Source organism: Phytopseudomonas punonensis (assembly GCF_900142655.1).
Classification (GTDB): domain Bacteria; phylum Pseudomonadota; class Gammaproteobacteria; order Pseudomonadales; family Pseudomonadaceae; genus Aquipseudomonas; species Aquipseudomonas punonensis.
Genome location: NZ_FRBQ01000002.1, coordinates 471,931 through 492,175, shown reverse-complemented (window position 1 = coordinate 492,175; position 20,245 = coordinate 471,931). Strand labels below are relative to the sequence as shown.

The following is a 20,245-nucleotide window of genomic DNA, read 5'->3' as shown; positions in this document are numbered from 1 at the left end:
GTGCAATCGACAGGTCACACCGCGGGTCTACACTGAGCCTCGTCAATACGGTGCTGGATCTCCCTGTTGAAGCTTTCTTCGAGAAATACCTTGCGCGCTAAATAGATCACGACTAGAGTTCGCCTCGAGCAGTTAAATTGCGCACTAACAAACATCGCACAAACCAAATACGAGGATTTCACCATGTCTATCGAAACCGTTGCCTACCGCGCCTACGCTGAAGCCACTGGTGGCCGTGAAGGCCGTGCCATTTCCTCCGACGGCGTACTTGATGTCGCACTGACCACGCCGAAAGAACTCGGCGGCGCTGGCGGCCAGGGCACCAACCCCGAGCAACTGTTCGCTGCTGGCTACTCGGCCTGCTTCCTGGGTGCGATCAAGTTCGTCGCCGCCCGCGACAAGCACAAGGTGTCGCCGGACAGCTGGATCGAAGGTATCGTTGGTATCGGCGCGGTGCCTACCGGTTTCGCCATCGAGGTGGAACTGAAGATCACCCTGCCGGGCCTGGATCGCGAGGAGGCCAAGGCACTGATCGACAAGGCGCACATCGTTTGCCCCTACTCCAACGCTACCCAAGGCAACATTGACGTGACCCTGACCTTGGTCGAATAAGCGTCCACCGCGATAACGCGAACGCCCCGGCATTGACCGGGGCGTTCTCGTTTCTGTGCTCAGGCGGCGCGACTCAGCATTTGCTGAACTGCACCGCTACGCCAGGCACTGCCGAGCACTTCCTGCAGTAGCGGCTGGGCGAAATAGCGCTCAAGGTCGGTGCTGGTGCGCCAGCGGCTGTGCAACTGCCAACGCCGGCGATCACGCTGCAGCTCGACTGCCAGGCAACCTTCCAGACAACGCGTCGGCTCCAGCAGGTCGCGCAGGTAGCAGCCCAGTTCCTCGCTACGACCTGGAGCGGCTTCAAGCACGGTAATGTGGGTCTGCATGGGCATGATTTTGTTCCCTAGTGGGTGACTGCTACGGCAGTGAGCACCGTGGCAGTGCGGCAATGTCAGTGGATGCTCGCAGTCGGGCGCACCACCAGTTCGCTGACGTCGACATCCGCCGGCTGCTCGATGGCGTAGGCTACGGCACGAGCGATGGCCGACGGGCTGATGGCCACCTTACGGAATTCACGCATGGCGTCGCGGGCGCCCTCATCGGAAATGCTCTCGGCCAACTCGGACTCCACCACGCCGGGCGACACCAGGGTGACGCGAATGTCGCCACCGACCTCCTGGCGCAGACCATCACTGATCGCCCGCACCGCGTATTTGGTGGCGCAATACACCGCGGCGGTCGGCGACACCCGGTAGGCGCCGATCGATGCCACGTTGATGATCTGCCCACTGCGCTGCTTCTGCATCACCGGTAAAGCGGCAGCGATACCATGCAGCACGCCGCGGATGTTGACGTCGATCATGCGGTTCCACTCGTCGAGCTTGAGTGCCTCGAGCATCGACAGGGGCATCACGCCGGCATTGTTGAGCAGCACGTCGATTCGTCCATACTCGGCCATGGCAGCGTCCGCGAAGGCTTGCACGTCGGCGGCATCGGTCACGTCCAGACGGCGAGCGATGGCCTGGCCACCGGCAGCGCGAATATCCTCCACCAGTTGTTCGAGGCGGTCGACGCGGCGGGCGCCGAGTACCACGCGAGCGCCCTTCTCGGCCAGCAAGCGAGCGCAGCCTTCGCCAATGCCACTGCTGGCGCCGGTAATTAGTACGACTTTTTCTTGGATATTGTTCACGGTGCGATCCTCTGGTCAGTGCGGCTCACTGCGCCGCGATGGATCCAGAGTAGGAGCGAGGCACCTTGCGGCGTTAGCCGGATACTGGAACATTCTTGCCTGATCGTGCGAATCGAACAGGAAAGTATCAATCCCTCCCCGACACTTCGCGGCCGACAGGAAAATAATTGCCTATTCCTGTTTTAAGCTTGCCCAATACTCCAAACCCGTGTCGTCATGCAGGACGACCCGGAAATTCCCGGATAGTCTCTGCCGACATCCAGGAGTAAGCGCACGATGCAACCTGAGCAGATTGATGAACTGGCCGTCCGCCAACGCGAACTGGCCAACCTGATACAGCAGAAAACCCCGACCGAGGGCATGCACGAAACCCTTATCGACGGCCTGGGGCTGGCCTACACGACAGCGCCCAGCCTGCCGATGCCGACGCTCTATCGGCCATGCCTGTGCATCATTGCTCAGGGCCGCAAGGAAGTTCGCCTGGGCGCCGAGCGGTATTACTACGACCCGCTCAATTATCTGGTGGCATCGGTAACGCTGCCGGTGACCGGCCAGGTCATCGAGGCGACGCCCGAAGAGCCGTACCTGAGTGTGCGTCTGGACATCGACCCGGCGCTGATCAGCGATCTGCTCTCCGCCGCCGGCCCAATCGGCCTGCCGGCACCCGGCAGCAAACGGGCGTTGTTCGTCGACCGCCTGGATACCGCGATGCTCGACGCGGTGATTCGCCTGCTGCGCCTGCTCGACACGCCGCGTGACGCCGCTATGCTCGCGCCACTGGTGCTGCGCGAAATTTTTTATCGCCTCCTGTGCAGCCCTCAGGGCCAACGTTTGCGTGAGATTGTCATGGCCGATAGCCAGAGCCATCGCATCGCCCGGGCCATCGAATGGATCAACCAGCATTACGACAAACCGCTGCGCATCGAAGAACTGGCCCAAGAGGTCAACCTCAGCGCATCGACCCTGCACCACCGCTTCAAAGCGGTTACGGCGCTAAGCCCGCTGCAGTACCAGAAGCAGCTACGCCTGCAGGAAGCCCGCCGGCTGATGTTCAGCGAAGGCCTGGAAGCCGCCTCGGCGAGCTTTCGTGTCGGTTACGAAAGCCCCTCGCAATTCAGCCGCGAGTACAGCCGCCTGTTCGGCGCCCCGCCGCTACGCGACATGCACCGCCTGCGCAACGCGGGTTGAGCGCTGAAAGGCAAAAGCGGTCGATGACCGTAGGATGGGTGAAACCCATCAAATTGCGATGGGTTTCACCCATCCTACGGCCTGGAGCATGGAAGCCATCGTATAGCAGCCATTCACCGATCCACTGTGGGAGCGCGCCATGCGCGCGAAAAATCGCGGGCATGGACTTGGCGTCCCCGCCCGCCCCCACAGAGGCGGACCGATGACTCAGCTCCAACGAGCTCTCAGAAACGCTGAGTAACGGTCGCCGTCACTGTCCGCTCCTCCCCCAGATAACACGCCACTGCCGAATAGCAGGACGCCACGTAGTACTCGTCGGTGAGGTTGTTGGCAGTGAGCTGCAGCGACGTTCCCTTCAAGCCAACCTGGCTCAGGTCATAACCAACCGACGCATCGAACAACGTGTAGGACGGCACATTGAAGTCGTTCAGCTCGCTGCCCTCGCTGTGGCCGACATAGCGGGCGCCGGCACCGACGGTCAGGCCGGCCAGCGCGCCGTCGCTGAAGCGGTAGTCGGCCCACAGGCTGGCCATGCGCTCGGGCGTCTGCGGCGGCGTGTTGCCTTTGGCGTCCACCACGGCGCTGCCATTGTTGACGAAGTAGGACTTGCTGTAGGAAACGTCCGCGTAGGTGTAGCTGGCGATCAGTTGCAGGTTGTCGACCGGTTTGAAACGCGCCTCCAACTCGACGCCGCGCGACCGGATGCCGCCCACGCCCTTGTAGAAACTGTCCTGCAGCAGGCTGTTTTCCTTGGCGTACAGGTTCTCCATTTCCAGGTTGAAGAACGACAGGGTGTAGAGATCCTCCGTGCCCGGCGGCTGGAACTTGAGGCCGGCCTCCCACTGCTCGCCGGTGGTTGGGTCGAGGATCTGCGCGCCGCTGGAATAGTTGGACGTCGGGTTGAACGAGGTCGAATAGCTGACGTAGGGCGAGATGCCGTTATCAAACGCATAGAGCACGCCGACGTGGCCGCTGAGTTTCTCGCCCTGGTTGTCGTCCTTGCCGCTGATCTCGTCATCGATGGACACGTCGTACCAGTCCTGGCGCAGGCCGAGCGATATGTTCCAGTTACCAATCTCGACCAGGTCCTGCAGGTACAGGCCGGCCTGCTTCTGCCGCCGTAGAGCATCGTTGACGGAGCGCAGGGCTGTCAGGTCGCCGTAATCCTGCACCGGGTCGAACACGTCGATGGGCGCCCCCGCGGTGTCACTCTGGGCGGCGATTTTATTCTTCGAATACTGATAATCCAGGCCGAGCACGACGGTGTGCTGGGCAGCGCCTGTAGCGAAATCGGCCTGCAGCATGTTGTCGACGATCCAGGCATGCAACTGCTCCTGGCCACCACTGTAGCCACGGCGCAGCTGGTTGCCACTGACGTAACCGGAACCCCAGACCTGGCTGTTCGATACCCGCGCATCCAGATAACGGAAATTCTGCCGCGCGCTCCAGGTATCGTTGAAGCGGTGCTCCAGCTCATAGCCGAGCATCTGCTGGGTGCGGGTGAACTCGTCGAGCGCTGGGTCACCTTCGAAGAAGCTGCTCGAGATGCGCTGCCCATTGCGTTTGTGCACGGTACCCGAGGCCGGCAGGCTGCCGTGGTAGCCACCATTGGGGTCGTCCTGCAGGTACGCGTAGAGCGTAATGAAGGTGTCGTCACTGAGGTTCATCGCCAGGCTGGGCATCAGCGCATAGCGCGTCTCGGTAACGTGATCGACCTGGGCGTCGGCGTCCTTGGCCAAACCGACGACGCGGTAGGCAATGTTCTCGTTCAGCGGTCCCGTTGCATCGAAGCCCAGGGACTTGCGGTTGTTGTTACCGTAGGACAGGTCCACGCGGCCGGACTGGGTGAACTCCGGCCGTTTGGTGCTGATGGCCGCCAGGCCGCCGGGGTTGCTACGCCCGTACAGCACCGAAGACGGTCCCTTGAGAATGTCGATGCGCTCGATGAAGTACGGGTCGATCTGCAAGCTGCTGTAAGAGCCCGGATCCCCCATGGACTTCAGCCCATCGATGGTGATGTTGTCCACCGAGCCGTCGTTGATGCCGCGAATCGCCAGGTAGTCGTAGCGATGAGTGTTGCCGTAGGCATTGGTCAGCACGCCCGGGCTGTAGCGCATGGCATCGGCGGCGGTCAGCGCCCCTTGGCGCTCGATCTGCTCGCGGGTGACCACCGACACGCTCTGCGCGGTTTTCGCCAGCGCCTTGCTGGTCTTGGTCGACACACTGCTGTGGGTGGCGTTGTAGCCATCCATGCTGCCCAGCGCATTACCCAGGGCGAAGGCGCGCACATCGGTACTGTCCAGCTCCAGTGTTGCGCCGCCTGCCTGTGCGGCCTGCAGCGAATAACCACCCTGGCCATCGGCAATCGCCTGCAAGCCGCTGCCCTGCAGCAGCCGCGCGAAGCCCTCGTCGACACCGGCCTCGCCCTGCAGGCCTGGGCTCTGCTTGCCTGCGGTCAACCGCGCATCGACCGACAGCAGCACGCCCGCCTCCGCCGCGAAACGGCTCAGCGCCGCCGACAATGGCCCCGCCGGGATCTGGTAGCTGTGCGTCGCCTGCTGGTGGCTGCCGGCATCGATGGCCTGGGCCTGCACGAACAGCGGCGAACAGGCCGCCAGGGCCAGGGTGGCCAGGCGGATCGAGCGGCGCAGATCAAGGGGCGAAAAGCAGAGCGGTGACGACATGCAGCAGTCCTCGAGACATCGCCCGCGCAGGGTGCGCAAGGGCCGGATGCAGGGAGGCCAAGCGAGATCGAAAAAGGGGAACCGCATTCGCAAAAATAATTTCACCGGCAGGCCATCAGCCGGCCAGCGGCTCTACCGTCACCCACCAGGGCAAGCGCCAGTTGACGCGGATCGGCAGGCTGCCAGCCAGGGCATCGAGAATGCGCCCGGTGTCGCCCAGCGGATAGGCGCCGACCAGACGCAGGTCAGCCACCCGCGGGTCGCAGCCCAGGTAACCGGGCACGTAGTCGGCCAGCTCGGCGATGAAATCGCCCAGGCGCCGGTCGTTGGCCAGCAACACGCCGCGGCTCCAAGCCTGACGCGCCGGGTCCGCTGGCTCACTAGCCGAGATATCGCTGGCGCTGAAGCGCACCTGCTGACCGGCCTGCAGCAGCTGGGCGTCGCGTGCGGGCGACGGGTCGATACGCACGGCCCCGGCGAACACGCTGAGTTGGGTGAAACCCTCGCCTTCGCGCACGCTGAACCGTGTACCAAAGGCCTGCAGCCGGCCGTGCCGGGTATCGAACAGCAGCGGGCGCGGGTCCTTGGCGGTATCGAGCAGCACCTCGCCCTGCAGCAGTCGCAACAAACGAGTCGAGGCGCTGTAATTGATGTCCACGGCGGTGCGGCTGCCTAGCCAGAGATGGCTGCCGTCGGCCAGGCGCAGCTCACGGATCTCCCCCGTGCCGGTACGCTCGCTGGCCAACCAGCTGCGCCAGGGCCGGCGCTGCCCGGCAGCCGCCAACAACCCTGCCCCACCCAGCACGGCGAACAGCCCGAGCACCTGCCGCCGACTGCGTGCGGGGCTGCGCAAGGCCTGGGCCGCGGCGCGGCGGTGGGTGTCGGCAGGCAGCCTGGCGAACTGGCTGCTGATCGCCTCGACCCGCTGCCAGGCCGCGGCATGTTCGGGGCGATCCACCAGCCATTGCTGCCAGGCGCGCTGCTGCTGGGCGCTGACTGGCGGATCGGCCAGCACGGCAAACCATTCGGCAGCCTGCTGCAGGGCAGCGTGATCAGGCGCCACGGCTCAGCCCTCGGCCAGCAGCAGGCACTGCAGCATGGCCTGGGCCATGTACTTTTTGATCATGCGCTCGGACACCTGCAGGCGCCTGGCGATGGCTGCGTAGGTCAGCCCGTCGAGCTGGGAAAGCAGGAACGCCTCGCGCACCTTGGCCGGCAGGCGCAGCAACATGGCATCGATGGCCAGCAGGGTTTCGATGATCAGCTCGGTGGTTTCCGGCGACGGTGCATGCGGCTCTGGCTGCATCGCCAGGGCTTCGAGGTAGGCACGTTCGATCGCCTGGCGACGCCAGTGATTGACCAGCAGCGAATGGGCGATGGTCGAGAGATAAGCACGCGGCTCACGCAGTGACGGCACTTCGCGGTGCTTGGCGAGCAGACGCACGAAGGTGTCCTGGGCCAGATCCGCCGCATTTTCCGCGCAGCCCATGCGTTTGCGCAGCCAGCCGTTCAGCCAGCCGCTGTGCTCGAGATACAGCTGCTGCAGGGACTGTTGGGAGGAAACGAATGACATCGAGCACACCATCACCGTCAATGGAAAACGATCAGATGGTAATGCTTCTCAGAAGCAAGTTATAGAAATTCTTGACTAGTATCCACGTGGGCCGCGTGTTGCACACACCGGCACGGTGCGAACCCACTCAGATATTGATCGGCCGCCGCCCCGCCAGGGCGTGAGCCAGCGTGCCACCGTCCACCAGTTCCAACTCACCACCCAGCGGCATGCCATGGGCGATGCGCGATGCGATCATGCCTTTGCCGGCCAGCAGCTGAGCGATGTAGTGGGCAGTCGCCTCGCCTTCCACCGTCGGGTTGGTGGCCAGGATCACTTCACTGAACTGACCCGCCTCGATGCGTACCAGCAACTCGGGAATACCGATGGCCTCCGGCCCCAAACCATCGAGGGGCGACAGGTGGCCCTTGAGGACGAAGTACCGCCCACGAAAACCGGTGTGCTCGACGGCATACACGTCCATCGGCCCTTCCACCACGCAGAGCAGGCTGTCGTCGCGGCGCGGGTCTTCACAAATCTGGCAAAGCTCGCTCTCGCTCAGGCTGCGGCAGGATTTGCAGTAACCCACGCCCTCCATCGCCTGGCTCAGTGCCTGGGCTAGCCGCTGAGCACCATTGCGGTCGCGCTCGAGCAGTTGCAGCGCCATGCGCTGGGCGGTCTTCTGGCCGACACCGGGCAGGATGCGCAGCGATTCGATCAGTTGGCGGATCAGGGGGCTGAAGCTCATGGCTAGTGCTCGAAGAGGCTGAGGCGGGAGACGTGGTGATGAAGCCGTAGGATGGGCCGGGCCGCGTAGGATGGGTGAAATCCATCAATCAACGATGGGTTACACCCATCCTACGGGACTACGGACGCTCCAAGGCGATACCGGCTGTTCGTAGGGTGGACGACGCTTTACCTACGCGGCCCGACCCGTCCACCGCTCTGCAATCGCAATGGTGGACAAAAAGGGCGTTGTCCACCCTACGCAGTGACCGGCAGCTTGTGCCTTAGAACGGCATCTTGAAGCCAGGCGGCAGTTGCATACCGGAAGTCATGCCGGACATCTTGTCCTGGCTGTTGGCTTCGATCTTGCGGACGGCGTCGTTGACAGCGGCGGCGATCAGGTCTTCAAGGATTTCCTTGTCTTCCTGCATCAGGCTGTCGTCGAGACTGACGCGCTTGACGTCATGGCGACCGGTCATCACCACGCTGACCAGACCGGCGCCGGATTGGCCGGTGACCTCAGCGTTGGCCAACTCTTCCTGCATCTTCTGCATTTTTTCCTGCATCTGCTGCGCCTGCTTCATCAGGCCGGCCATGCCACCTTTCATCATGATGTTGTCCTCGTTGGTTCGACGATATCGACGGGTTCAATGCTGCCCGCACGCACGGATGCGGCGAACTGGGAAATCATTTGCTGGATCAGCGGATCGTTCTGGATCGACGCTTCGGCATCACGCTGGCGATTGGCGCGCTTGCGTGCGGCGGCCTGGGCAGGCGTTTCCTGCTCGGGCTTGATCAATTCGATGCTCAGCTGCAATTCGCGGCCATGGTAGGCGTTGAGCGAGTCGTTCAGGCGCCGCTGCTGCGTCGCGTTGAACAGTGCGCTGTGCGCAGGATCCAGGTGCAGCAGCCAGCTGTCGCCATCAACGGCGAACAATGTGCAGTTGGCAGCGATGCTGCCGGTCATGCCGCCCAGGCCGAGCTTCGGGAACAACTCGAGCCAGTCTGCCGCCAGGCCGGTAGCGGGCAATGCCGCAGGCTCGGGCTCAGCTTCCGGCTCATCGGCCAGCGCATCGGCGAAATCGTAATCCAGGTTATCGGCATCCATCGCCACGTAGTCGTAGTCACCGGGTGGTGGCTCGTCATCGCTGTCAGGTGGATTGAGATCGCTGCTGTCGATGACTGGCACGTCGGCCAGCTCGGGAACGGGCAACGCCACCTCGGGTTCTGGCTCGGCAACCTTGAGCAGCTGCTCTGCTTTCGGCTCAGGCTCGATCACAACGGTAGCTGGCGGCGCAGACGCTTCGCTAACCGGCGCTGCGACCTTCTGCTCAGAAGGCGAGTCCTCCCAAGGCGGGATTACCGCAGGTGCAACAACAGGTGCAGCGGGCGCCGGCGAAGCAACTGCCGGAGCAACGACAGGCTGCGGCACAGGCTGTAAGGCTACAACCGGGGCCGGGGCAACTGCAGGCGCAGCACCGACAACAGGTGACGACGCAACAGGCGCTGCATCGGCCACCGGAGTTACCTGGGGATCAACCTTGGCCTGGCTGATCCCCAATGGCTTTAGCGCCACCTTCGGGGCATCGCCCTCGCCCGCCGGCCTGAACGCCAGCATGCGCAGCAGCACCATCTCGAAGCCGCTGCGCGGATCCGGTGCCAGCGGCAGGTCGCGCCGACCAATCAGGCCCATCTGGTAATAGAACTGCACGTCTTCAGCTGGCAGCGCCTGAGCGAGGGCAAGTACGCGATCACGGTCGCCCTGGCCATTGTCCACTGCATCCGGCAGCGCCTGGGCGATGGCTACGCGGTGCAGCACGTTGAGCATTTCGGCCAGCACGCCGCTCCAGTCCGGGCCCTGCTCGGCGAGCTGGCGAACCGCTTCGATCACGCCACGGGCATCGCCTTCGATCAGCGCATGCAACACGCCATACACCTGACCATGGTCGAGCGTGCCAAGCATGGAGCGCACGTCGGCCGCTAAGACCTTGCCTTCGCCAAAGGCGATGGCCTGGTCGGTGAGGCTCATGGCGTCGCGCATCGAGCCGTCAGCCGCGCGGCCGAGCAACCACAGTGCGTCATCCTCGAAGGGAATGTTCTCGGCGCCGAGTACGTGGCTCAGGTGCTCGACCACCCGCTCGGGCGGCATGTTCTTCAGCGAGAACTGCAGGCAGCGCGACAGCACGGTGACCGGCAGTTTCTGCGGGTCGGTGGTGGCGAGCAGGAATTTGACGTGGGGCGGCGGCTCTTCAAGCGTCTTCAACAAGGCGTTGAAGGAACTGGTGGAGAGCATGTGCACTTCGTCGATCAGGTAGACCTTGAAGCGCCCGCGGCTTGGCGAGTACTGCACGTTGTCGAGCAGCTCGCGAGTATCTTCGACCTTGGTACGGCTGGCGGCATCGACCTCGATCAGGTCGACGAAGCGGCCTTCATCGATCTCCCGACATACCGAGCAGGTGCCGCAGGGCGTGGAGCTGATACCGGTTTCGCAGTTAAGGCACTTGGCGATGATCCGCGCGATGGTGGTCTTGCCAACGCCGCGGGTGCCGGTAAACAGATAGGCATGGTGCAGGCGCTGGCTGTCGAGTGCGTTGATCAGCGCTTTCAGCACATGGGTCTGCCCGACCATTTCGCGAAACGAACGCGGGCGCCATTTGCGTGCAAGAACCTGATAACTCATTGAAAACCGTCGCCAGAGGAAAGCAAAAGAGCGCTAATGCTAGCTCAAATCGGCCTATCAGTGCGACGCCGATCAGCGCACATAAAAAGATCAAATCAGAGCTGGCTAATTTTTATACAGCCACGTATAGTTCGCCCCGTTCGTACCACGCTGCAAGTCATACGGCCTTATGGCCTTCTTGATGGTTTCCTGGCAATCGGCATCCAATCGATGCACGCATAGCTGCCAAGACCCCCTCCGCTGACTGATCTGGCCGTCTCGCTCATGTGCTGACCTGCCAGTCTTCCGAAGTACAGACCCGCTGTAGTTTTCACCTCATCGATATAGGTGGAACTTAAAAGCGCGCATTTCGCTCCGATAACCAATCCCGTTGGCATAAGCCCGCGACCGGAGCCCTTTATTTATGGCGCGATCATGCGCCCGCAGTATCAGGAAACACCCGATTATGAATACCAATCAACAAATCCAAACCGCTATCCATACCCTCTCCAACGCTTTCGCACCGCTGGCCTGCCATATTCTGGCGGCGCGCAAGGGCAGCTTCAGCTTCACCGTGGTGGATCACACCGGCGTCGCACAGCACACTCAGCGTCTTTATCCAGGCCAATATTGTGCAGATACACTGCCAGGCCTGATCGAGCGTACGCGCAGGGCGCTGAGCCGTTAATTCGGCGTCCATCGCGCAATAAAAAGCGGCCATCGTCGAACTAAATGATTTCCAGTTACTCATAGGGGTTCCTACTTCAACTGGAGTTCGTCAATGGAAAATAGTCATCGACAGCTGGTCGATCAGCTATTCGCCCCGCTACGCGCCACCTTCAGTCGGCCTCGCCCGGACGGTAGCATCGTTCTTTCCTTGGTCGATGAAGCGGACACCACCGCCTACAGCCGAGTCCTGCAGAAACTGCAGATCAACGACTCGAATGCTTTTGCTCAGAGCCTCGAAGACATCCGCCTGGAGCTGGCCGTTAGAGCCGGTAACATCCCGGCCGAGATGCGCAAAGTGCTCAAGGAGCAGGACAGCGTCATCAGCTATCACCACGCCTGATCGCTGCTCCAAGCCAAAGCCCCACGCTCACAAGGCGTGGGGCTTTGTCGTTTCTGAGCCTTAACCTCGCGCGAAACGGTAATGGCCGATGATGGCAAAGCGAAACAAGATCGCCTCCTCACGAGTACCGGCGCCGATGTTGTGCAGGATCAGCGGCTCACCGGTTGCGGACAGGCGATCAGAGACGATGCCGATATGAGTCTGCCCGCGCCCCAGATCCCAGGTGACGATATCGCCCGAGCGATATTCCTTGGGATCGCGACTGACCTGTAGCGCCATCCCCTGTCGCTTGAACCAGACCATCAAGTTGGGCACGCGGCGATGGTCGATATTGCGGTCAGGTCGGCTCAACCCCCAGTGCTTCGGGTAGGCGGAGAAGTTGGCCGCCATGTCCTCGTGCACCGCTTCCTGCAGGTCCAGCCCCTGAAGGCGCAAGGCGCGGATCACCACGTCGGTACACACGCCGGTCTCCACTGGCACATCACCGCCGGGATAAGCGATGCGTCGGTAAGCGGGATCATAGGACAGCGTCACGCCCACCTGCTGGCGAGCCACGCCCGCCAACTTTGCCGGCTCCACGGCAAGCACTTGCAGGCTCAGCAGACAGCTCAACAGCAACATCAGTGACTTCAGCATTCCATGCCCCTTTTCAGAAGGACTGATTCCGTTCGCCGGACTCTCTTCTTTATCCGGTAATTTTTTGCGACAGTATGACTGGGCACGGTTGAAGCCATATTGGGATGCCCCCATCACTAGTCAAGCACGGATGCCCTTGGACAATGCGCACACCACCTGATGAGGAGACCACAATGAGCAGCCCTGACAAGCAACAGGTACCGCAGTCGAACAACGAATGTGAGCTCGCCCACGGCGCGCTGATCGACCCTAACGGCCGGGAAATTCCGATTACCGAAAGCATGATCCAGCAGGCATGTAGCGAACTCGACAAGGAAGTGGCGGCCAATCTGCAGGACGCGCCCCACTGACACGTCAGTACGCCCTACTCTTCGTCATTCCACGCTGATCACGCGCGCACCCAGCGCGCTGATCAGCGCCCTCAGCGGCTCATCCACGCCGCGCAGTTCGACCTCTAGCCCTTCTATTTCCCGCCGCATCGGATAGCGCTTGCGCAGCAGGTCGAAGCCCGCTTTGCGCGGCCCTTCATCGACCACCAGGCTACGGCGTAAATCCGCATCGTCACGGCGCGGGTCATAGACAGCGAGACAGATAGTCGCCAGCGCCCAGGCCGGATCACTGCCAGCGGCGATACTCAGGCACTGCAGCCAGCGGGCCGGGGTCAGGGAATCCAGCGAGATAGCTGGCTCGAGCCCCTGATGACGGCAGAACGCCTGGTAGATCTGCGCGGTGCCGCGCAACTTGCCATCCAGGCTGTAGCCGGCGATGTGCGGCGTAGCGATATGGCACAGCGCAGCGAGTTCGGGATCGACCAGCGGCTCGCCCTCCCAGACGTCAAGCACCACATGCAGATCGGCGCCGCGCTGCAGGTGCGCACGCAGCGCCACTGTGTCGAGCACCGCGCCGCGGCTGGCGTTGATCAGCCAACTGCCCGGGCGTAACCGCTCCAGCAGATCGGCATCCAGCAAATGCCGGGTGGCGAACTCGCCATCATGCGTCAACGGCGTATGCAGGCTGATCACGTCGCATTGCTCGACGATCTGCTCCAAGCTCACGTAATCGCCGCTTTCGGCGCGCTGCCGGGGCGGATCGCACACCAGCACGCGCCAGCCGAGGGCACGCAGCACCGTGATCAACCGTTCACCGACTTGCCCGGCACCCACCACGCCATAGGTGCGCTGCCTCAGGTCAGCGCCCAGGCGCTCGCCCAGCACCAGCAGGCTGCCGAGCACATAGTCGATCACCCCGCGGGCGTTGCAGCCCGGCGCACTGCTCCAGCCAATACCGGCTTCGGCAAAATAGTCGAGATCCAGATGATCGGTGCCGATCGTGCAGGTGCCGACGAAACGCACGGTGCTACCCTGCAGCAAGGCGCGATCGACCTGAGTAACCGAACGCACCAACAGCACGTCGGCACCGCTGATGGCGGCGCGGTCGATGGCTCGGCCGGGCAGGCGGTGAATCTCCCCGAAAGCGGCGAAGAACTCGTCAAGCAGGGGAATGTTTTCGTCGGCAACTATGCGCATGGCAGCTCTCCACAAACCGGCGTGCATTCTACCTGCAAGCGCGATGATTCGCCTTTCCTGACCGATGCGTCAACGCGTAAACTGCGCGGTTTTCTCTGCCCTGTGAAACTTGTCATGCCTGCCCACCTTCGCTTGCAGCGCGTACGCACCGAACTGCGCACACTGCTGGCTCTGGCCACGCCGATCATCATCGCGCAGTTGGCGTACACCGCCGTCGGCTTCGTCGATACAGTGATGTCCGGTCGCTACAGCGCCCGTGATCTGGCCGCCGTGGCACTTGGCAACTCGATCTGGGTGCCGGTGTTCCTGCTGATGACCGGCATCCTGCTGGCCACCACACCCAAGGTCGCCCAGCGCTTCGGCGCGGGGCAACATACCGAGATCGGGCCACTGGTGCGCCAGGCCCTGTGGTTGGCCTTGGCGGTGGGCGCCCTGGCCGGCACCTTGCTGTGGAACGCCGAGTTCGTACTGCACCTGATGAAGGTCGACGCGGATTTGATCGCGCCCACCATGGGTTACCTGCACGGCGTAGCGTTCGGTATGCCCTGCGTGGCGCTATTCCATGTATTGCGCTGCTACAGCGATGGCCTGGGCCGCACCCGCCCGGCCATGGTAGTGGGCCTGCTCGGCTTGCTGGCAAACATTCCGCTCAACTACGTGCTGATCTACGGAAAACTCGGCTTGTCGCCTCTGGGCAGTACCGGCTGCGGCTGGGCCACCGCACTGGCGATGCTATTCATGCTATTGGGCATGCTCTGGTGGGTTAAGCGCGCGCCGACCTACACCGCGACCACGCCACTTCAACGCTTCGATTGGCCGGACTGGACACTGATCAAGCGCCTGCTGGGCATCGGCCTGCCGATCGGCATCGCGGTATTCGCCGAGTCGAGCATCTTTGCGGTCATCGCCCTGCTAATCGGCGGCCTGGGCGCCACCGTGGTCGCCGGGCACCAGATCGCCCTCAACTTCGCCTCGCTGGTATTCATGATCCCCTACTCCATCGGCATGGCCGCCACCGTGCGCGTCGGCCAAGCACTCGGCCGCGAGCAGCCACGCGAGGCACGCTTCGCCGCCGGCGTAAGCATCGCCACGGCGCTGGCCTACGCCTGCGTGTCGGCGACCTGCATGCTGCTGATGCTGGAGCCCATTGCGCGGATCTACTCCTCGGCACCGGAAGTGATCGAAGTGGCCGTGGCGCTGATCGTGTATGCCGCGCTGTTCCAGTTTTCCGATGCCATCCAGGTTACCGCTGCCGGCGCGCTGCGCGGCTATCAGGACACCCGGGCGACGATGATCCTGACCCTGTTCGCCTACTGGGGCATCGGCCTACCGGTCGGTTACCTGCTGGGCCTGACCGACCTGCTCGGCGCCGCCAGCGGCCCGGCAGGGCTATGGCAAGGCTTGATCGTCGGGCTGACCTGTGCGGCGCTGATGCTCACGCTGCGACTGAAGAGCAGTGCCAGAAGGCGGATTCGGCTGCAACCGATGGAGTCAGCGGCCTAGCGTGGTGACCGCGCCGCGATCGCAATGGTGAGCAGCAGCCAGCAATCCCTGCGGGAGCGGGCCATGCCCGCGAATGGCAGGTGTGGACTAGGTGGTTCTAATCCTTCCCACAAAAGCACGTCGCCCGATACTTCAGGTCACCCGATCAAGCCAGACTTCGCCACGCCCCACTCAACCGAATCGCGCGCATGGCGCGCTCCCACAAAGGCCAGTGGCCGGCCGCCACTATCTCGAACCGCTCAACCAACCTTCTTGCGAATCCAGCTATAAGCGTACCGGGCGGCGTTCCGTTCGCGGAGCGGTACGCCGTTGGAGTGCCGGCCACGGATCGTGGTGCGAACCGGCGTAAAGCGGCCGACCGTGGGAGCGGGCCATGCCCGCGATTTTTTCGCGCGCATGGCGCGCTCCCACATGGGTCTCCGAATACCCGCCTTTACCTCACCCGCTCAATCGACCTTCTTGCGAATCCAATAAAGGTAGGTCTCGGCATCCTGCGCTTGCTCCACCAGCTCGTGGCCGAGAAACACGCAGAACTTGGGGATATCGCGCTGGGTGGAAGGATCGGTCGCGATGACCTTGAGCAGACCACCGGCCGGCAGGTCGCGCACCTTGTTGTGCAGCATCATCACCGGCTCAGGGCAGAACAGGCCGGTGGCGTCGAGGGTGTCGTCAGGGGTCGAATCGAGCATCACGGGCTCCGCGTCATTACGTGCAGTGTTCATGGAGTCGCCACCCGCCTGGGCGGCGTAACTGTTTGGTCTATTTGCTCAGTCGGCGCAGGTGGCAGGTCACTTCCTCACGGTCGTGGTACAGCTGCTTGCAGGCGATGGTCGCCTTGACCTTGCGCGCCGCCAGGCCCTCGGCGATGCGCTCGAGCAAACGCTGCACCTCGGCGTAGCGCTGCTTCATCGGCAATTTGAGATTGACCACCGCCTCGCGGCAATGTCCCTCACCGATCCAGGTTTCCAATAGCGCGGCGCTGCGTGCGGGCTTCTCGACGATGTCGCAGACCATCCAGTCCACCGGCTGCTTGGGCTTCCAGGTGAAGCCGTCGACCATCAGGTGTTTGACCAGGCCGGTGTCCATCAGACTCTCGGCCATCGGGCCGTTGTCGATGGCGGTCACCAGCATGCCGCGACGCACCAGCTGGTAAGTCCAGCCACCGGGCGAGGCGCCAAGGTCGACGCCGGTCATCTCATCAGATAGACGTTCGTCCCACTGCTCGCGCGGGATAAAGGTGTGCCAGGCTTCTTCCAGTTTCAAGGTCGAGCGGCTTGGCGCCTCACGAGGGAACTTGAGGCGCGGAATGCCCATGGGCCAGATCGCCGAATTGTTCGCCTCGGCCATGCCGACGAATACTTCGCGGCCGCTCTTGAAGGTCAGCAACAGGCGCGGCGCGCGGGCGTTCTCTGCCAACCGGCCGGCAGCCATCAGGGCCTTGCGCAGCGGGCCTTCGAACTTCTTGCAGAAGCCGGAAAGCTCCTTGCCATCGTTGGTGTCGAACACCTCCAGCCACAGGCTGCCGAATACCGGCAGCGGCAGCAGATCCTCGAGCAACACGCTGATGCGGTCTTTCTCGGGCAGCTCGATGAAGCGCCCTCGCGCCCACTGGCGGATGAAGATCAGTTGGCTGAAGCGCAAACCCGCCATCAGCCGCTCGGCGCCCGATTCATCGCTGCAGATAAATTCGGCGCAGGCGGTATTCGGCTTGGCCTTGGCGTAACCGGGCACATCAAGGCGCGCTGCATGCTCGGAAATCTCCGAACACACCTCGTTCTCGAAACCGGGGCGGCAGTGCAGCAACAAAGTCTTCATCAGGGCTCCTCTTGGGGCGGGCATGATAGCGAAAACTGGAACCCGGGGCCTCTGCTCCCTGTCCAGAGAACAGCATCCCGGCATCGCCGGCTGCGCCGACGGACTATTCTCGACAGGCGCAAGATCAGGCGACGGCTCACCGCACGCCACACGAGCCGGCCCAGGGAACACTCGCGCAGAGTCGCAGAAGCTCTGCCAAACCAGCTTGGCTTGTACCGTGCAAGCCATAAGGAGATGCACGATGCCTTCCATCGATAGCCTGAACTGCCGCTGCACGCTGACCGTCGACGGCAAATCCTACGATTACTTCAGCCTCCCCGAGGCAGCCAAAAAGCTGGGCGACATCGACAAACTGCCGGTGTCACTGAAAGTGCTGCTGGAGAACCTGCTGCGCTGGCAGGACGACAAGACCGTGACCCAGGACGATCTGCAGGCCATCAGCGACTGGCTGCACAAACGCAGCTCCGACCGCGAGATCCAGTACCGCCCTGCCCGCGTATTGATGCAGGACTTCACCGGCGTACCCGCCGTGGTCGACCTGGCCGCCATGCGCGACGCCATGGCCAAGGCCGGCGGCGACCCGCAGAAGATCAACCCGCTGTCACCCGTAGACCTGGTGATCGACCACTCGGTGATGGTCGACAAGTTCGCCAGCCCCGAGGCCTTTGGCGAGAACGTCGAGATCGAGATGCAGCGCAACGGCGAGCGTTACGCGTTCCTGCGTTGGGGCCAGAGCGCCTTCGACAACTTCAGCGTGGTGCCGCCGGGCACCGGCATCTGCCATCAGGTCAACCTGGAATACCTCGGCCGCACCGTGTGGACCAAGGAAGAAGACGGCGTGACCTACGCCTACCCGGACACCCTGGTCGGCACCGACTCGCACACCACCATGATCAACGGCCTGGGCGTGCTGGGCTGGGGCGTCGGCGGCATCGAGGCGGAAGCGGCAATGCTCGGCCAGCCGGTGTCGATGCTGATCCCCGAAGTGATCGGCTTCAAGCTGACCGGCAAACTCAAGGAAGGCATCACCGCCACCGACCTGGTACTGACCGTCACTCAGATGCTGCGCAAGAAAGGCGTAGTCGGTAAATTCGTCGAGTTCTACGGCGATGGCCTGGCCGAACTGCCCCTGGCCGACCGCGCCACCATCGCCAACATGGCGCCTGAATACGGCGCGACCTGCGGCTTCTTCCCGGTCGATGAAATCACACTGGGTTACCTGCGCCTGTCCGGGCGCCCCGACGAGACCGTCAAGCTGGTGGAGGCCTATTCCAAGGCCCAGGGCATGTGGCGCCAGGCCGGCAACGAGCCGGTATTCACCGATACCCTGGAGCTGGACATGGGCCAGGTGGAAGCCAGCCTCGCAGGCCCGAAACGCCCACAGGATCGCGTCGCCCTGCCCCAGGTTGGCCAGGCCTTCGAAGACTTCCTCGGCCTGCAGCTCAAGCCGCCACGTAAAGAGGAAGGTCGCCTGGAAAGCGAAGGCGGCGGTGGCGTGGCCGTTGGCAATGCCGCGCAGAACGAAATCCACTACGAGATGGATGGCGAACGCCACCCGATCAGCGACGGCGCCGTGGTGATCGCGGCGATCACCTCATGCACCAACACCTCCAACCCGAGCGTGATGATGGCCGCCGGGCTGCTGGCCAAAAAGGCCGTGGAGAAAGGCCTACAGCGCAAACCCTGGGTGAAAAGCTCGCTGGCACCAGGCTCCAAGGTGGTGACCGAGTACTTCGCCGCCGCCGGACTAACCGAGTACCTCGACAAGCTTGGCTTCGATCTGGTGGGCTACGGCTGCACCACCTGCATCGGCAACTCCGGCCCGCTGCCTGACCCGATCGAGAAAGCCATTCAGGATAACGACTTGACCGTGGCCTCGGTGCTATCCGGTAACCGTAACTTCGAAGGCCGCGTGCACCCGCTGGTGAAAACCAACTGGCTGGCCTCGCCGCCCCTGGTGGTCGCCTACGCCTTGGCCGGCAGCGTGCGCGTGAATATCGCCGAGGAGCCGCTGGGCGAAGACCGCGACGGCAAGCCGGTATACCTGCGCGATATCTGGCCGAGCCAGAAGGAAATCGCCGACGCTGTGCAAAAGGTCAGCACCGACATGTTCCGCAAGGAATACGCCGAAGTGTTCGAAGGCGACGAGCAGTGGCAAGCCATCGAAGTGCCCGAAGCCGACACCTACACCTGGCAGAACGACTCCACCTACATCCAGCACCCGCCCTTCTTCGAGGCCATCGACCAGGCGCCGCCGGCGATCACCGACATTGCCAGTGCGCGCATCCTGGCGCTGCTCGGCGACTCGGTGACCACCGACCACATCTCCCCGGCCGGCAACATCAAGGCCGACAGCCCCGCAGGTCGCTACCTGCGCGAGCAAGGCGTCGAACCCCGCGATTTCAACTCCTACGGCTCGCGCCGTGGCAACCATGAAGTGATGATGCGCGGCACCTTCGCCAACATCCGCATCCGCAACGAGATGCTCGACGGCGAGGAAGGCGGCATCACCCTGCACGTGCCCAGCGGCGAGAAGCTGGCGATCTACGACGCCGCCATGCGCTATCAGCAGGAAGGCACGCCGCTGGTGGTGATCGCCGGCAAGGAATACGGCACCGGCTCCAGCCGCGATTGGGCGGCCAAGGGCACCAACCTGCTGGGCGTCAAAGCGGTGATCGCCGAAAGCTTCGAGCGCATCCACCGCTCCAACCTGGTGGGCATGGGCGTGTTGCCGCTGCAGTTCACCGGCGGCGCGGATCGCAAGAGCCTGGCCCTGACCGGCAGGGAAACCCTGGCCATCAAGGGCCTGGACGGCGTCGAAGTGCGCCCGCACATGCCCCTGACCCTGGAAATCACCCGTGAGGACGGCAAGCAGCAAAGCGTCGAGCTGCTCTGCCGTATCGACACCCTTAACGAGGTCGAGTACTTCAAGGCCGGCGGCATCCTGCACCACGTGCTGCGTCAGCTGATCGCCAGCTGATGTTCACTCGCGCAGCGTCGCCACGGGCGGCGCTGTGCAGAACTCTCCGTAGCCCGGGTCGAGCGCAGCGACACCCGGGTTTCTTTTGCGCGCTCGAACGCGCCCCGCTCGGCAAACACAGCATCGACCAATGGACTGCCGTTTAACCGGCGTCAAAAGGTGA

19 protein-coding genes are annotated in these 20,245 nt (G+C 63.1%); 7 read left to right on the top strand and 12 right to left on the bottom strand.

Annotated elements, in window-relative coordinates; translation table 11 throughout:
- Positions 1-183 precede the first annotated feature (183 nt).
- Positions 184-612, top strand: coding sequence for an organic hydroperoxide resistance protein (locus BUC40_RS08990; protein ID WP_073264773.1), 429 nt, complete (start codon positions 184-186; stop codon positions 610-612).
- A gap of 59 nt (positions 613-671) precedes the next feature.
- Here BUC40_RS08990 and BUC40_RS08985 read toward each other — a convergent pair whose 3' ends face one another.
- Positions 672-947: a putative quinol monooxygenase gene (locus BUC40_RS08985; RefSeq protein WP_073264771.1), complete on the bottom strand. Its 276-nt coding sequence runs from the start codon at positions 945-947 to the stop codon at positions 672-674.
- Positions 948-1,006: 59 nt separating this feature from the next.
- Positions 1,007-1,744: an SDR family oxidoreductase gene (locus BUC40_RS08980; RefSeq protein ID WP_073264769.1), complete on the bottom strand. Its 738-nt coding sequence runs from the start codon at positions 1,742-1,744 to the stop codon at positions 1,007-1,009.
- A gap of 276 nt (positions 1,745-2,020) precedes the next feature.
- Here BUC40_RS08980 and BUC40_RS08975 point away from each other — a divergent pair, with 276 nt between their 5' ends.
- Positions 2,021-2,932 (top strand): AraC family transcriptional regulator, encoded by a 912-nt coding sequence (locus BUC40_RS08975; protein WP_073264767.1) that lies wholly within the window; start codon positions 2,021-2,023, stop codon positions 2,930-2,932.
- Between the two features lie 224 nt (positions 2,933-3,156).
- Here BUC40_RS08975 and BUC40_RS08970 read toward each other — a convergent pair whose 3' ends face one another.
- From BUC40_RS08970 to dnaX, 6 genes are all read right to left on the bottom strand, one after another.
- Positions 3,157-5,616 (bottom strand): TonB-dependent siderophore receptor, encoded by a 2,460-nt coding sequence (locus BUC40_RS08970; RefSeq protein WP_073264765.1) that lies wholly within the window; start codon positions 5,614-5,616, stop codon positions 3,157-3,159.
- Positions 5,617-5,731: 115 nt separating this feature from the next.
- Positions 5,732-6,679, bottom strand: coding sequence for a FecR domain-containing protein (locus BUC40_RS08965; protein WP_073264763.1), 948 nt, complete (start codon positions 6,677-6,679; stop codon positions 5,732-5,734).
- Between the two features lie 3 nt (positions 6,680-6,682).
- Positions 6,683-7,189, bottom strand: coding sequence for a sigma-70 family RNA polymerase sigma factor (locus BUC40_RS08960; protein WP_073264761.1), 507 nt, complete (start codon positions 7,187-7,189; stop codon positions 6,683-6,685).
- Positions 7,190-7,316: 127 nt separating this feature from the next.
- Positions 7,317-7,916, bottom strand: a complete 600-nt coding sequence (gene recR, locus BUC40_RS08955) for a recombination mediator RecR (protein WP_073264759.1) — start codon at positions 7,914-7,916, stop codon at positions 7,317-7,319.
- A gap of 262 nt (positions 7,917-8,178) precedes the next feature.
- The gene (locus BUC40_RS08950) at positions 8,179-8,505 is read right to left on the bottom strand and encodes a YbaB/EbfC family nucleoid-associated protein (RefSeq protein WP_042555660.1); all 327 of its coding nucleotides are present in this window, start codon (positions 8,503-8,505) and stop codon (positions 8,179-8,181) included.
- Entirely contained in the window at positions 8,502-10,574 is a 2,073-nt protein-coding gene (gene dnaX, locus BUC40_RS08945; protein WP_073264757.1) for a DNA polymerase III subunit gamma/tau, read from the bottom strand. Before dnaX ends, BUC40_RS08950 begins: the two co-directional genes overlap by 4 nt.
- A 445-nt stretch (positions 10,575-11,019) precedes the next feature.
- On the opposite strand from dnaX, the gene BUC40_RS23130 reads away from it, so the two are divergent.
- Positions 11,020-11,241: a hypothetical protein gene (locus BUC40_RS23130; RefSeq protein WP_073264755.1), complete on the top strand. Its 222-nt coding sequence runs from the start codon at positions 11,020-11,022 to the stop codon at positions 11,239-11,241.
- 93 nt (positions 11,242-11,334) lie between these two features.
- On the top strand, positions 11,335-11,622 hold the full coding sequence (locus BUC40_RS08935; protein ID WP_073264753.1) for a DUF3509 domain-containing protein: 288 nt from the start codon (positions 11,335-11,337) through the stop codon (positions 11,620-11,622).
- A 60-nt stretch (positions 11,623-11,682) separates the two neighbouring features.
- Here BUC40_RS08935 and BUC40_RS08930 read toward each other — a convergent pair whose 3' ends face one another.
- Positions 11,683-12,258, bottom strand: coding sequence for a DUF1287 domain-containing protein (locus BUC40_RS08930; protein ID WP_073264751.1), 576 nt, complete (start codon positions 12,256-12,258; stop codon positions 11,683-11,685).
- 173 nt (positions 12,259-12,431) lie between these two features.
- Between BUC40_RS08930 and BUC40_RS22875 the strand changes: the two genes are divergently transcribed.
- The gene (locus tag BUC40_RS22875; protein ID WP_167369142.1) at positions 12,432-12,608 is read left to right on the top strand and encodes a PA1571 family protein; all 177 of its coding nucleotides are present in this window, start codon (positions 12,432-12,434) and stop codon (positions 12,606-12,608) included.
- A 24-nt stretch (positions 12,609-12,632) separates the two neighbouring features.
- Here BUC40_RS22875 and pdxB read toward each other — a convergent pair whose 3' ends face one another.
- On the bottom strand, positions 12,633-13,784 hold the full coding sequence (gene pdxB, locus BUC40_RS08925; RefSeq protein ID WP_073264749.1) for a 4-phosphoerythronate dehydrogenase PdxB: 1,152 nt from the start codon (positions 13,782-13,784) through the stop codon (positions 12,633-12,635).
- Positions 13,785-13,898: 114 nt separating this feature from the next.
- Here pdxB and BUC40_RS08920 point away from each other — a divergent pair, with 114 nt between their 5' ends.
- On the top strand, positions 13,899-15,287 hold the full coding sequence (locus tag BUC40_RS08920) for an MATE family efflux transporter (RefSeq protein WP_073264747.1): 1,389 nt from the start codon (positions 13,899-13,901) through the stop codon (positions 15,285-15,287).
- 446 nt (positions 15,288-15,733) lie between these two features.
- On the opposite strand, the gene tusA is transcribed toward BUC40_RS08920, so the two are convergent.
- The gene (gene tusA, locus BUC40_RS08915; protein WP_070887113.1) at positions 15,734-15,976 is read right to left on the bottom strand and encodes a sulfurtransferase TusA; all 243 of its coding nucleotides are present in this window, start codon (positions 15,974-15,976) and stop codon (positions 15,734-15,736) included.
- Between the two features lie 70 nt (positions 15,977-16,046).
- Positions 16,047-17,102, bottom strand: coding sequence for a 23S rRNA (cytidine(2498)-2'-O)-methyltransferase RlmM (rlmM, locus tag BUC40_RS08910; RefSeq protein ID WP_073264745.1), 1,056 nt, complete (start codon positions 17,100-17,102; stop codon positions 16,047-16,049).
- Positions 17,103-17,343: 241 nt separating this feature from the next.
- On the opposite strand from rlmM, the gene acnA reads away from it, so the two are divergent.
- A complete protein-coding gene (acnA, locus tag BUC40_RS08905) occupies positions 17,344-20,082 on the top strand; it encodes an aconitate hydratase AcnA (RefSeq protein WP_073264743.1) in 2,739 nt (912 codons plus the stop codon).
- Positions 20,083-20,245 lie beyond the last annotated feature (163 nt).